9 protein-coding genes and 1 tRNA gene are annotated in these 13,271 nt (G+C 61.8%); 7 read left to right on the top strand and 3 right to left on the bottom strand.

Annotated features, from left to right (window positions below; all coding sequences use genetic code 11):
- The first annotated feature begins 10 nt into the window (after nucleotides 1-10).
- The 3 genes from AC5Y5O_RS04925 (at nucleotide 11) to AC5Y5O_RS04915 (ending at nucleotide 1,254) form a co-directional block, all read left to right on the top strand.
- Nucleotides 11-868, top strand: a complete 858-nt coding sequence (locus AC5Y5O_RS04925; protein ID WP_500024018.1) for a carboxymuconolactone decarboxylase family protein — start codon at nucleotides 11-13, stop codon at nucleotides 866-868.
- Between the two features lie 38 nt (nucleotides 869-906).
- Complete coding sequence (locus AC5Y5O_RS04920) at nucleotides 907-1,122, top strand: DUF3072 domain-containing protein (RefSeq protein ID WP_500024016.1); 216 nt, start codon at nucleotides 907-909, stop codon at nucleotides 1,120-1,122.
- Nucleotides 1,123-1,180: 58 nt separating this feature from the next.
- Nucleotides 1,181-1,254 (top strand) — tRNA-Ile (locus tag AC5Y5O_RS04915).
- Between the two features lie 283 nt (nucleotides 1,255-1,537).
- On the opposite strand, the gene AC5Y5O_RS04910 is transcribed toward AC5Y5O_RS04915, so the two are convergent.
- Nucleotides 1,538-2,821, bottom strand: a complete 1,284-nt coding sequence (locus tag AC5Y5O_RS04910; protein ID WP_500024014.1) for an LPO_1073/Vpar_1526 family protein — start codon at nucleotides 2,819-2,821, stop codon at nucleotides 1,538-1,540.
- Between the two features lie 69 nt (nucleotides 2,822-2,890).
- On the bottom strand, nucleotides 2,891-3,973 hold the full coding sequence (locus tag AC5Y5O_RS04905) for a DUF4062 domain-containing protein (RefSeq protein ID WP_500024012.1): 1,083 nt from the start codon (nucleotides 3,971-3,973) through the stop codon (nucleotides 2,891-2,893).
- A 381-nt stretch (nucleotides 3,974-4,354) separates the two neighbouring features.
- On the opposite strand from AC5Y5O_RS04905, the gene AC5Y5O_RS04900 reads away from it, so the two are divergent.
- From AC5Y5O_RS04900 to AC5Y5O_RS04885, 4 genes are all read left to right on the top strand, one after another.
- Nucleotides 4,355-4,561 (top strand): hypothetical protein, encoded by a 207-nt coding sequence (locus AC5Y5O_RS04900; RefSeq protein WP_096287363.1) that lies wholly within the window; start codon nucleotides 4,355-4,357, stop codon nucleotides 4,559-4,561.
- Nucleotides 4,558-6,018: a hypothetical protein gene (locus AC5Y5O_RS04895; protein WP_500024009.1), complete on the top strand. Its 1,461-nt coding sequence runs from the start codon at nucleotides 4,558-4,560 to the stop codon at nucleotides 6,016-6,018. The genes AC5Y5O_RS04900 and AC5Y5O_RS04895 overlap by 4 nt, the downstream gene beginning before the upstream one ends.
- A gap of 70 nt (nucleotides 6,019-6,088) precedes the next feature.
- The gene (locus AC5Y5O_RS04890) at nucleotides 6,089-8,374 is read left to right on the top strand and encodes an arylsulfatase (protein ID WP_500024007.1); all 2,286 of its coding nucleotides are present in this window, start codon (nucleotides 6,089-6,091) and stop codon (nucleotides 8,372-8,374) included.
- A gap of 1,253 nt (nucleotides 8,375-9,627) precedes the next feature.
- A complete protein-coding gene (locus tag AC5Y5O_RS04885; protein WP_096289021.1) occupies nucleotides 9,628-12,174 on the top strand; it encodes an excinuclease ABC subunit UvrA in 2,547 nt (848 codons plus the stop codon).
- A 30-nt stretch (nucleotides 12,175-12,204) separates the two neighbouring features.
- On the opposite strand, the gene AC5Y5O_RS04880 is transcribed toward AC5Y5O_RS04885, so the two are convergent.
- On the bottom strand, nucleotides 12,205-13,023 hold the full coding sequence (locus AC5Y5O_RS04880; RefSeq protein WP_096289019.1) for a formate/nitrite transporter family protein: 819 nt from the start codon (nucleotides 13,021-13,023) through the stop codon (nucleotides 12,205-12,207).
- Between the last annotated feature and the right edge of the window lie 248 nt (nucleotides 13,024-13,271).

The following is a 13,271-nucleotide window of genomic DNA, read 5'->3' as shown; positions in this document are numbered from 1 at the left end:
CGTATCGGGCATGGTGGTTCCCGCTACGGTTCGAAACGGACAGCTGACGCGGTTGGTTTCGCTGGCGTCGCCCGATGGCCGTCTGGTGGGCCTGGTGCGGCGGGTGTGTGCGCAGACGATGTCGTTGCCGCCGCTGCCGGTCGAGGTCTCGGTTTCCGAGCCGGTGTCCGACGTTGAGGCCGTCGTCGCCGAGTTCGCCGAGCAGTTCAGCGCCGACGTGTCCGCGATCACCGTCGAGCAGCGGACGCGGTTATTCAAGGCGTTGGGGGACAACACCTTTGGTGTCGTGGTGGCGATGTACATCGCCGACCTGGTGCCGCGGGTGCGGGCCGGATTCGAAGCGCTGGGTGTCGGTTCGAGCTTTTTGGATTGGACAAGCGGGCCGATCGAGTGGGATCACGCCACGGACCCGTCCGCGGAGGTGTTCAACGAGTTCCTGCCCTCGGTGGGACGGATGCGTTCGCTGGACCCGGTGACGTCCGAGCTGGTGCGGCTGCGCGGGGCGGGCGCGCACAACTGCCGGCTGTGCAAGTCGGTGCGGGAGAGCCGGGCGCTGGATGCCGGGGGCTCGGAGACGCTGTACGACGACATCGGGCGGTTCGAGCAGTCGGAGTTGATCGACGATCGCGCAAAAGCCGCGCTGCGGTATGCCGATGCGTTAATTTGGACGCCGGCGCACCTCGACGCCGACGTTGTCGCCGAGGTGCGCGCTCGGTTTTCCGCGGCCGAGGCAGTCGAGATCACCCTCGATGTGATGCGTAATGCCAGCAACAAAATCGCCGTTTCGCTGGGTGGCGATGCTCCGAGGGTCTCGGAAGGCACCGAGACCTACCTGCTCGATGTCGACGGGCAGACGGTCTTCAGCTGAATGTTTCGAACGCATGTGCGATGGATATTCCGTCGTCCATGACAAACAACACGCAAGCCGCGCCGCAGGAGACTCCCGAAAAAGACACGTCGGAATGGGTGACCGGCGACGAGCCGATGACCGGGCCGCAGCGCAGTTACCTGCACACGCTGGCTCAGGAGGCCGGCCGGGATGTTCCCGACGACCTAACGAAAGCAAAAGCCTCGGAGCTCATCGATGAGCTGCAGCAAGCGACGGGACGAGGCGCAGACTAAGCACCACGGCTTCGCCGGGAGTGCGAGCTGGGGCTAAGGTCGAACCCGTTGAATACCAGGGGCGGTAGCTCAGTTGGTTAGAGCCGCGGACTCATAATCCGTTGGTCGCGGGTTCGAGCCCCGCCCGCCCTACCGTATAAGGACTGGTAGAGGCTATTCTGCGGTGCCAGATCGGTCCGATCGGGCTCCCGTCGCGGCGTCGTCGCGGCGCGCGGCGAAATCCCGGCGGTGACGTTGGCGCGCTAGCTAACTCATAGCGTTCCGATGCGAGGCGTGGTGCGACACGGACGACGCGCGCAGCGGATCGCGATGACGGCGCTCGACGCGATGCCCGAAATGTTGTGTGCTGTCGTGGGTTTAAGCGGGCTGGAAGAATGTGGCGTCGATCCCGGCCGCATCCTCTGGCCAATGCTTCTCAATTTCGTGCCGCGCCAGCATGACGCCGACCGGCGACAGCTCCAGGTCCAGTGCATTCGTCGATGCAAGTTTGCCGAAGAACGTAGCTAGTTGTGGATAGTCTTTGGCAATCGTTTCTCGAAAAACTGTCAGCCGACATGGAGCGTCCTTGGGCAAAATGCAGAATTTCAAATTCTGTAGAATCCAAAGTGCTGTGCAATAAGAAAGGTCGGCAGATGGTTCGATCTGCCATTTCTTGATTGAGTCGAAAGCGCGGTGATCCGTCACCGGATGTCCGGGGATCGGACACTCTAGCGACGAACGGTGGTTCAGCGCCCATTTTAGCTAACTGCGGTGGAAGTTCGCTTAATTTGAACGGTGGATACATAACGTTTGCATAAACATAGTGGAGGTATTGATAGATCGACAGGGAGTGCCCGATTTTGAAGCTGCCTGCTTCCGTAGTTCCGATGTAACTGTAGTCAAACTGCCTTGTGGTGATGACGTCGAAGAAAGGAGCGAATTTCGTCAACCAATGGTCGAGGAGCTCTTCGAGTGAATTGGGCTCTACTCGGGATTTCGTGATCAATAAGTTGACGGCCAGGCAGGCCATCTGCAACTGCGTCAACAGTGGCGCGCAGTCGATTGCACGACGAAGGACGATTTCTTTAGTAGTCCGAATTGGTTCCGCCGCGGTGTCGGCGAGTAGGCCCGCGAGAAGTTTTCCGAGCTCTCTGTCGCCAATTTCGGCATAGCTTCGATGGGCTCGTGCGAGCGGCGCCAGAAATCTCGGATCTGCGAATCGCGAAAATAAATCTGGATCCTTTACATTTATGCGCTCCAACACCGTCTCAGTGAACTCGACCAGACGGCGGTTCATTATTTCCTCGGCGGTTGCCCTCGCGTCGGGCATACCGATCGAATGGATCTCCGGTAATAAGGCCGATTTGCCTGTGTTGATCGACGTCTGACGCGCCTGGTCCTCCGACACATGGATATTGATTGTCCCGGAGTCGGTGTGGGCTTGAATCGCATGCTGGCCCTTGCTATATAACTGCGGTGACCTTTCTCCGGCGACGTTCGTTGGAGAACCCTTACCAGATCGCATGTCAACTATTCGTCGTGCGGAACCGTCGTCGGTCTGGCCCCATGGGATCATAATTATCGACGCGATGCAGAGCAGGCCGAAAACGATGCAGGACACCCAGCGAGCAAGGTGATTTTCGACCTGTGCGTACGCCAAGAAACCCAGCACCAACGTGGTGATTGTCGTTCCGCCCCACAAGAGCCGCTGTCTGAGCATCCCGCCTCCTTTGCTGGCCTGCCCGCGCCGCCTGCCCCTGCGAAACCAGCCGAATACCGAGGAACGTGATCAGTTTATTTGGGCGGCAGGCGAATTAGGGTGGTCTTTATCCCGTCGAAGGGCTCGAAGAAAGGTGAGGTGTCGATCACCCATGCCGGTCAGCGCGAGGTACTTTCGATGGTCGTTGACCGGTCGCTTCTTTTGACCCTTGTCGATTAGTCCGAGAGCGCGGAACTGAAGAACGATCGAATCCCAGTCGTCGTCATAGATGCTCAGTTGGCGCTCGACAAGGTTTTCGTACACCTTGTCCTGTTCCGGGGTCGCCCATTGGTAGATCGTGAGTTCCGTTCGCCTACGGACGTCGTCTTCAGTTGCTTCGTCGATCATCAAGGCGGCAATGTCGCCGAACAGGTCATCCCAAGTCATCGCCACTTCGACCCGCTTTTGATACTTAGTCCATTGTTCTTTGGTACCTGCCTTGGTCTTGTCGCGCCCGACCACAGTCAACGGGATAACGATCTTATCGTTGCCCTGAGCCAGTTCCGACGTATCTGCGACCAAGGCGCGCTGAGCGTCTGCGCGCTCTGATTCCGCCTGTGCGAGTTTTTGTCTCAGATCGAGCATTTCGCGCTCGGTCTCGACAGTCATAGCCTTGTCGCCACGAACCCAGCCTGTGCGCGGGCTGTTTTTGATCTCGCGGTTCAGACTGGTTATAACTTGCCCACCCAGTTGATCAGGGTTGGTGAAATGTTTGACCATCCGCGTCTGGACTTTCGCGCGGAACTCCGCTAACTTTCTGCGCGCTCGCTGAGTCGACTCTGTTTTGCCGGACTCGATCTTGTCGGGCTCACCGTGAACCAAGCCAAGGATCGGAGTACCGGTCTCAACCGCATAGTCATACTCCATTTCGGTGTAGCTGATCCCTTCAGCGCTGACCGAACCGTAGCGACCTCCGACAACAACGACGTAATAGTCGCTCTGATCAATGACCTGTTTGATGAGCGTCCATTGGTCGTCGTTTGCAGCTGGGAACAACTCCATGCCGGCCGGGAAGTGTTCGAGGTTCAAGATCGCTTGGATTACAGCGGCGCGCTCTTCGGTGAGGTCCTTGTAGGTGGAGCTCACGAAGATCTGATACCGCTTCTCGTCCACGTGGCAATCGTCGCATCGCACGGCATGTCTTCACGCTGAGACGCGCCGTACCTAGATTGCAACCGCGTGGCTGTACCGGCGTTTTACCGGCGACCGAGGGCGATTTGTAGCCGTACCGGAGGCGTACCGCGCCCGTATTGGCAGGGCAGACTTTTGCTGTCTAGCAGCTCGTATAGCATCGACCAGCTAACTATCTGTGCTGGTCAGCGAGTCGCTGAAAAGGGACTCATAATCCGTTGGTCGCGGCTTCGAGCCCCGCCCGCCCCACTTCAGGCCATGTGATACCTCGGTTGATGCTCAACATCCCGGTTTCGGGTGATGGCTGACAGTGTTTCGGCTGATGGTTGACAGCTACTTCGGTTGATCCTTGACACTCCCGAGATGAGGGAGTTGCTGCACGTGGCCGGGCTGCGGTCTGCGGCCGTGTTGGCGGTGATCGGTGGTGGGTCGTCGATTTCGCAGGTCGCCGAGAAAGTGGGAGTGTCGCACGTTGCACCGGTCGCATCGGCCGGCGAGTTGTCCGCACCAGATGCCAGCGGTGGCAAACCTGTTAGCCTGCTCGGTGCACTGTCCCGGGAGGACGATTGAGCGCCGACACCACAGTACGTACCGCCGTGGTCTTCGTGCATGGTCTGCGCGAGCGCCGGCCAATGGACACCTTCGACGACTTCGCCAAGACGGTATTACGCCCCTGCGATAAAGGTTGGGAGTACTACTCCCATCCCATCGAGATCACGGATTCCTACGAGGCGCGCCGCTACGTTGCGCCGTCGATCGGAGTCGAACTCTTCGAGTACGACTGGTCGTTTCTGATGAAGAGCCCCCGGTATGCCGGATTCATGGCAGCGCTCGCGCGGGTGTTCCTCCGCCGACCTCGGCACGTGCCCGACCAGTTGTTTGGTATCTGGCGCCTGATCTGGCTGGCTCTGCTCGTCCCGCTCACCGTGCTGGCGGTGCTGTTTGTGGTGGGCGGCTACTTCCTCCACACCGGGGTGGCCGGATGGATCATCGGCCTCGCCACCAGCGTGGTGGTGGTGACCATCGGGCTGGCCTTGCTCCGCATCGCGCCGCGTGCGTTGACCCGCAGCTTTCTCACGATGGGCTTTGTCAACGTCGCCCGTTACTTCGACCCGTTGCCCGAATCTCACGCGGCCCGGCGGGCGATCCGGGGTGGGCTCGTCGACCTGTTGAACACGCTGCACCAAGGCCGCTACGCACGCATCGTCGTGGTCGGACACGGCATCGGCGGCTATATCGCCTATGACGCCCTGACGACGTTGTGGGACGAAACGCACGAACTCCGCGCGGCACCGGCCGAGGGTCCCGGCGGCCTCAAGTCGTTGGGCGGCCTCGAGAAAGCTGCCGACCGGCTGGCGGCCGACGCCGACTCGCAGGCCGCACTCGACGATTTCCGGGCCATGCAGTTCGGCCTGTGGCAGGACGTGCGAGCGCAGGGAAACCCTTGGCGAATAACAGATTTCGTAACTGTCGGTACACCGATGGCGCTGGCCGACCTGTTCGTAGCGCGACCGCCGATCCTCGGCGGTCTCAGCTCCTCCGACGGGCGGCGGCGCGAGTTGTTCGACGGGCTTACCCGCAGGGGCGTGGTGGTCAGTTGCCCCCCTCGGTCGGAGGCGTTGCCTGTCGACACCGTGGGGAACGGACCGGCGAACTACGGTGCGCCCGGTGTGCTGGGAGCGCAGTCCGCGTTCGCCGTGACCCGCTGGACCAACATCTGGTTTCCGGTGCGCCGGGGCAGCGTCCGCGGGGACTGGTTCGGCGGCGTGCTTCGCCCGTTGTTCGGACCGGGCATCCGCGAGATCGCGGTCAGCGGTAACCGACCCGAACGGCTTCGCCCGGGGACGGCGCACACCCAGTACTTCAAGCACCCCGATCGCGACGCCGAGGGCGACGTGGCGTTCCACCTCCGCGAAGTTCTTCGCCTCGCCGATCATTCGGGCCTCGACGCCTCGATCACCGCACCTGAGCCCGATCCCGCGACGGTCGGTCGGATCGTGTATCGGTCGTGGCAGCGCAGTATGTGACTACTCGGCGCGCCGGCGAAGGCACGTTCACCGGGCAACGCGGCGCGGTTCAGCTATAAGGTGCGGTCCTATGGCGCAAGAGGTTACGAGCGAGCTCGATCGCACCACGCTGCCGCTCCCTGACACACCGACGGGCGGCAGAGCGGCACGAACGATTTCTGATTCGGTGATGCCCACGATCACGCCCATCCGGCCGCCGCAGGGCGCACCGAATGTCGTGATCGTCCTGCTCGACGATGTGGGGTTCGGGGCCACCGCGACATTCGGCGGTCCGGTCCCATCGCCAACCGGTGACGCGTTGGCACGGGAAGGTCTGCGGTACAACCGCTTCCACACCACCGCGCTGTGTTCGCCGACGCGGGCAGCATTGCTCACGGGCCGGAATCATCATGTGGTGAACACCGGCAATATCACCGAGTGGGCCACCGGATACGACGGCTACAACAGCATCATCCCGAGATCGGCCGCCACGGTTGCCGAGACGTTGCGGCTCAACGGCTACAGCACCGCGGCGTTCGGAAAGTGGCACAACACCCCGGTCTGGGAAGTGAGCCCCAGCGGCCCGTTCGACCGGTGGCCGACGAGCATGGGTTTCGAAGAGTTCTACGGGTTCATGGGCGGTGAAGCGCACCAATACAACCCCGGCCTCTATCACGGGACGACGCCGATCGAGCGTCCCGAAAACGTCGAGAACTACCATCTCACAACCGATCTCGCCGATCGGATGATCGAATGGGTGCACCGGCAGCGGTCCATCTCACCGGACCGGCCGTTTTTCGCCTACTGGGCCCCCGGCGCGACCCACGCACCGCACCACGTCGCACCCGAGTGGAGCGAGCCCTTCCGAGGCCAGTTTGTCCAGGGCTGGGACGCGCTACGCGAGCAGATCTTCGCTCGCCAGAAGCAGCTGGGGGTGATCCCCGCGGACGCGGAGTTGACACCTCGCCACGAGTCCATTCCCGCATGGGACTCGATCTCGCCGGATCGGCAGCGCATCGCCTCACGGCTCATGGAGGTCTACGCGGGCTTCTTGGCCCATACCGACTACGAGATCGGGCGCATCGTCGCGGCGCTCAAAGACATGTCCGAATGGGACAACACGCTGTTCTTCTACATCATCGGCGACAACGGAGCCGCGCCGGCCGGCGGAATCGATGGTGTCTTCAACGAAATGGTGGCACTGAACGGACTCCAGGAGGACGTCGCGGTTGTGCTGTCGAAGATGGACGAATTCGGCGGGCCGAAGGCCAGCAACGAGTATCCGGTCGGATTCGCGTGGGCGATGTGCACGCCCTTCCAATTCACCAAGCAGTTCGCCAGCCACTTCGGCGGCACCCGCAACCCGATGATTGTGACCTGGCCCGAGCGACTTACCGACAGGGGCGGGCTGCGTTCCCAGTTTCACCACGTCATCGACATTGCCCCCACCATTCTAGAGGCCGCCGGCATCCCGGCGCCGACGGTTGTCCACGGTGTGGCCCAAAGGCCCTACGACGGCCTCAGTATCGCGTACACCTTCGACAGTGCCGCAGCCGAAGATCGTCGCCGCACACAGTATTTCGAGATCCAAGGCACCCGCGGGATCTATCACGAGAATTGGATCGCATGCACCTACCACGGCAAAATCCAGTGGAAGAAAAGCCCTCTGCCGGAGTTCAGCGATGACCGCTGGGAGCTCTACGACCTGAGCCGCGACTACAGCCAAGCGGTCGACCTATCCGCCCAATACCCGGACAAGCTCGCCGAACTACAGGCATTATTCGACGCCGAAGCCGAGAAGAACGCCGTCTTTCCCCTCGACGACCGCGGACCGATCCGCGCGATGGGTGCCCGTCCCACCATTCTGGGGCAGCGGTCTTCCATCTCGTTCAGTCAGGGCGCTATTCGCATGCCCGAGGACATCATTCGCAGCACGTTCAACCGGTCGTATTCGATCACCGCGACGATCGACACGCCGGGCGGCACAGCCGTGGAAGGCGTTCTGCTCGCAGCCGGCGGCTATTTCGCGGGGCTGTCGCTGTATGTGCAGAACGGGCGGCCCACGTTCACCTACAACTATTTCGGGTCGACGTACACCACCATCACCGCATCGGAAATTCTGCCCGCCGGCGAAGCCACCGTCTCGATCGAATTCGACTACGACGGTGGCGGTTTAGGCAAAGGCGGCGTGGCGAAGTTGCTGCTCGACGGTCGCCGCGTCGGTGACGCGCGCATCGAACGCACTGTGCCCTTCGGGTTCAGCGCGGACGAGGGAGTCGACATCGGCATCGATGGCGGAACACCGGCCGCCGATACTTACGACGGCACGTTCCCGTTCAACAGCACCATCAATGCGGTCACGATCCAGCTGCGATAAGCGGCGCCGCCAACCGGTAATCCGTTGGTCGCGGGTTCGAGCCCTGCCCGCTCTACCGAGTGTTTGTGCAGTTTGGCTGTTGGGCCTCCTCGGTCGCCGTTGTGTCGTCAACCGCGTGACCTAAACGAGTGGAATCAGCTGCGTGTTTCAGGGGCAAGCCACCTCAACGCGGAGGCTAAAGACTCTATTGTCTGAGCGCTCACGGAAGGAACGTGAAACTCTGGCGGCCAAATCCGCTGAATCATCAGCACCTCGAAGGAGAAAGTGAGATGGCGAAAAACATCGCGTGGGGGTACATCCGATGAAGACGCCGACAGCAGTAGCCTGGATTGGAATCAGCACTGTCGCGCTGAGCTTTTCACTGTTGGGCTGCGGTCCCAGCACCAAGACCTCCACTGCTACATCGACGTCAACCACTGCGTCTGCGCGGGCGTCGGGTGTCAACAGTGCATGTCCGAGAACTCAGATCCTCGCAAAGATAAAACAGATTGCTAAGGACGGCGGGGCTTATGTGGAACCAGTACACACGAAAGATGGACTAATTGTCATTGAGATGGCCAATGACCAAAACACTGTTACAGCCTTGCACGGCGCAGCAGACGAATACAAAAATGCTCAGAACAATTTCACGAGCTCCAAGACCGGCGAGAAATGCGACCCAGTGTGGGATGCGGTCCAGAGTCACAATTTGGACGAGAGCATCGAGCGGACCTCAAAGGGGTTCATTGTCGTGTACTCATCGCAAGACCCCAAGATGGTGGATTACATACAGAAGAATGGTTGCTGCAATTATTGCGTTTGCCCAGCAGGCACGGTGACTCAGTGCGCTTCCTGCTGTTAGAACGCTTTCGTCGTACCGACACGTAGCCTAGCGTTGCAGAACGAAGGCCGAATCTTTGCCTCGTGCTTCTTTGCACATGAGTGTATTTTGGTATGCAAACCCAAATTGTTTTGGGATTCTACTACGACCTTCTGGCGCCTTCCTCCAATGCATATCGTCTTTCGTGGTTATATAACTTGTAAGCCGAAACCGGAAGCGTGCCACGATGCTCCGAGAGTGGGCCTACGCGCTTACGTGCGACAGACTCTTCGCTTCGACGATGAAGGTTTTGTCAGAACGATCACTGCGACCTGAGCGCGCATCAGGAATTCAATGAAACCGGCCTACGCGTGACAATGATGCGTCCGGCACCTGGTTGAGCAGCGAACGTCCGTGCTTGCGCAGCTGCAGCGCGGGTACAGACCTGATCACGATGACACAAACGCCCTACAGCAGCACAGACGACGTCGACCCCTGCGTGCGGGTTTACGGAACCCGGGTCCACAACCTGCGGGGCGTCGACGTCGTAGCGCCCCGCGACGCGCTGGTCGCCTTCACCGGAATCTCCGGATCAGGCAAATCGTCGTTGGCCTTCGGGACCATCTACGCCGAGGCCCAGCGCCGCTACTTCGAATCCGTCGCTCCGTACGCCCGACGCCTGCTCTTGCCCTCTGGGGCGCCGAAGGTCGATGACATCACCGGACTACCGCCCGCCGTCGCGCTACAGCAGCGCCGCGGTTCGGCGACGTCGCGGTCGACGGTCGGCACCGTCACCACGCTGTCGAACCTGCTCAGGATGTTGTTCTCCCGCGCCGGAACTTACCCGCCGGGAACCACGGAACGACTGGACTCCGACGCGTTCTCCCCGAACACCGCGGTCGGTGCGTGTCCCGAATGCCACGGGCTGGGACGAATCCATCGGGTGACCGAAGAGACGCTGGTGCCAGACCCGTCGCTGACTATCCGCGAAGGCGCCGTTGCCGCATGGCCGGGGGCGTGGCAGGGCCAAAACCTACGGGACATCCTGGTCACGCTGGGGTACGACATCGATAGGCCATGGCGGAAACTGCCTAAGCGGCAACGTGATTGGATTCTGTTCACCGATGAGCAGCCAACGGTCGAAATCGATCCCAGCCAGCACCCTGTGCAGGCCGACTATTACTACAACGGCACGTTCTCCAGCGCCGAACGCCATGTCCGCCACACGCTGGCCAACTCCCAGAGCGCGATGATGCGTCGCCGCGTACTGCAGTTCGTCGACAGCGTCGAGTGCCCGACATGTGGCGGTTCCGGGCTTCGGCCGGAGGCGTTGCAGGTGACTTTCGCCGGGCGCACGATCGCCGACTACGTGGCGATTCCGTTGACCGACCTCGCTGATACATTGCGCCCGACGGCTTCTCGGACCGATGCCGCCGCTGCATACGAGTCAACAAACTCCGGTGAGCTGACGGACGTAGCGACCATGATCGCGGCCGATCTCGTGGCACGCCTGCAGGTGCTCATCGATCTCGGCCTCGGCTATCTCACGCTCGGTCGCCGCACTCCGACGGTGTCGCCGGGCGAACTGCAGCGGTTACGGCTGGCCACGCAGCTGCGTGCCGGCCTGTTCGGTGTGCTCTATGTGCTCGACGAGCCGTCGGCCGGACTGCACCCCGCAGACGCCGAGCCGCTCCTCGATGTGCTGGATCGCCTGCGGCGCGCGGGCAATTCGCTCTTCGTCGTCGAGCACGACATGGACGTGGTACGCCGTGCCGACTGGGTCGTCGACGTGGGGCCCGGGGCGGGGGAGTGTGGCGGGGACGTGCTGTACAGCGGGCCGGTGCCGGGCCTCGCCGACATCGAGGAGTCGGTCACTCGTAGGTACCTATTCGAGGAGGCAAGGCCGCTGGCTCGTCAAACTCGGACGCCGTCCGGGTGGCTGCGGCTGCGCGGGATCTCCTTTCACAATCTCAAAGATCTCGACGTGGACCTGCCACTTGGTGCGTACAGCGCGGTCACCGGAGTGTCCGGTTCGGGCAAGTCGACGCTCGTCGTCAAGGTCCTCGGCGACGTCGTGAACAGCCATCACGGCAACGGACGCGCAGCCGAACCGGCCGCAAGCGACGACGACGAAACCGACACCGAGATCGCCGATCTCGATCGTGACGCGAGCATCGGCGTGACGGCAGAAGGTGTCGAGCAGATCAATCGGCTGGTTGCTGTCGACCAGCGTCCGATTGGGCGCACGCCGCGCTCGACACTGGCGACCTACACCGGTTTGTTCGACGCCGTTCGTCACGAATTCGCCGCGACCCCAAAGGCTCGTCGCCGCGGGTGGACGGCGGGCAGGTTTTCCTTCAACGTGGCCGAAGGTCGGTGTCCCACTTGTCAGGGAGAGGGGTTCGTTTCGGTCGAATTGCTTTTTCTGCCAGGCACATACGCCACCTGCCCGGCGTGTCGAGGAGCGCGTTACTCCGACGAGACACTCGAAGTGCGATACCGCGATCGGACGATCGCCGACGTGCTCGCGATGACCGTCGACGAGGCCTCGGACTTTCTTGCCGACGTCACGAAGGCTGCGCGCAGCCTGACCACGTTGCGAGAGGTCGGATTGGGATATCTCCGACTCGGACAGCCCGCGACCGAGCTGTCAGGTGGTGAGGCGCAGCGGATCAAGCTGGCCTCCGAATTGCAGAGGCCGCGGCGAGGACACACCCTCTACGTCCTCGACGAGCCGACCACCGGGCTTCACCCCGCCGATGTGGATTTGCTCGATCGTCAACTGCATCGCCTGGTCGACGCGGGCAATACCGTCGTGGTGGCCGAACACGACATGCGGATGGTCGCGGGCGCGGACTGGGTGATCGACTTGGGGCCAGGAGCCGGCGGCGACGGCGGTCGCGTCGTTGCGGCGGGTCCGCCTACGGAGGTGGCTCGCGCTAAGGACAGCCGCACGGCCCCGTACCTGGCAAAGCGGTTGGTGCCATCCGCTACTCGCTGAATTCTGCCCGGACGAATAAGGCGGTGGCCGTCACGAGGCCTCGGCGTCGGCTCGTTCTTCCCGCAGTCGATCCGTGCTCCGCAGCAGTCGCAACAGAGTGACAAACAGCAACCCGCCCAACATGTTTCCAGCGACGGTGTAGCCGAACCAGGTCAGCCAGTCGAAATAGCCGAACGGTGCGCGACCGGTAATCAATGCGCCGAAAATCAGTAGGGAGTCCAGGATTGAATGAAACAACTGCAGACCAGCGAGCAGGAAAGCAACAGCAACGGCCGCGGCGATCTTTCCCGTCATCGAGTCCGTGCCGTGCTGCATCCGGGTCATCAACGTGATCGCCATACCACCGAGCACGGCCAGCGACATAGTTTGCGCCGACATCGGCGCGGTGGCGAAGTGGGTCGCCGATTCAACGGTCTGGGCGCGCAGCTGAGGAAATCCGACCATGATCAGACACATCACTACCCAGCCGCCAACGAGATTCGCGAACAGGGTCCCTCCCCACAGCTTGAATAGCTGAACGAAGCTGGCGCGCTTGGCCGCCACGGTCGTGACTGGCACCAGGAAACCCTCGGTAAACAACTCACTGTGGCCCAACAGCAGGGCCAAGAAGCCAATCGAAAACGCCAAGCCCGCCAGCAGCGGCCGGTGGGTGGCATCTAGGACCGCCAGGTAGGCAAGCACGCCCAGCGCGACCTCGGTGCCGCCGAAGAAGCCGGTGACCAAAAGACCGCGCCAGGTTCGGTGCAGGCGCTGCGCTCCCTCACTCAGCATCCTGGTGAAAGCATCTTCGAGCTTGTCTTCGATCGGGCTGTTGTGCGAGCCGAGTTGGCGTTGCGTTTCCTCGCTCATTGCGTGTCCTCCAAGTTCGCCGAGATGCAGCAATACCCGCCCAGCGAGGGCAGCGGCCCGCGCGCGCCTGTGAGCCGCCCCACCCGCGAGTGCAGGAGCACCGGGTGGGGCGGCCTCGCTAGAGTCAACGTGCGCCCAAAGGCCGGGAAGCTAAGTACGGCGTTCGCGCATCACACTCATAATTCACAACATGAGGCCCGGACCATCGCGGTGTAGGTTAGAGCGTCTAAGCTTACTCTTAGCTAAGC

This window comes from Mycobacterium sp. NGS40, from assembly GCF_059812735.1.
Note: the sequence above shows the minus strand (reverse complement) of the source record. Positions and strands in the feature narration are given on the sequence as shown.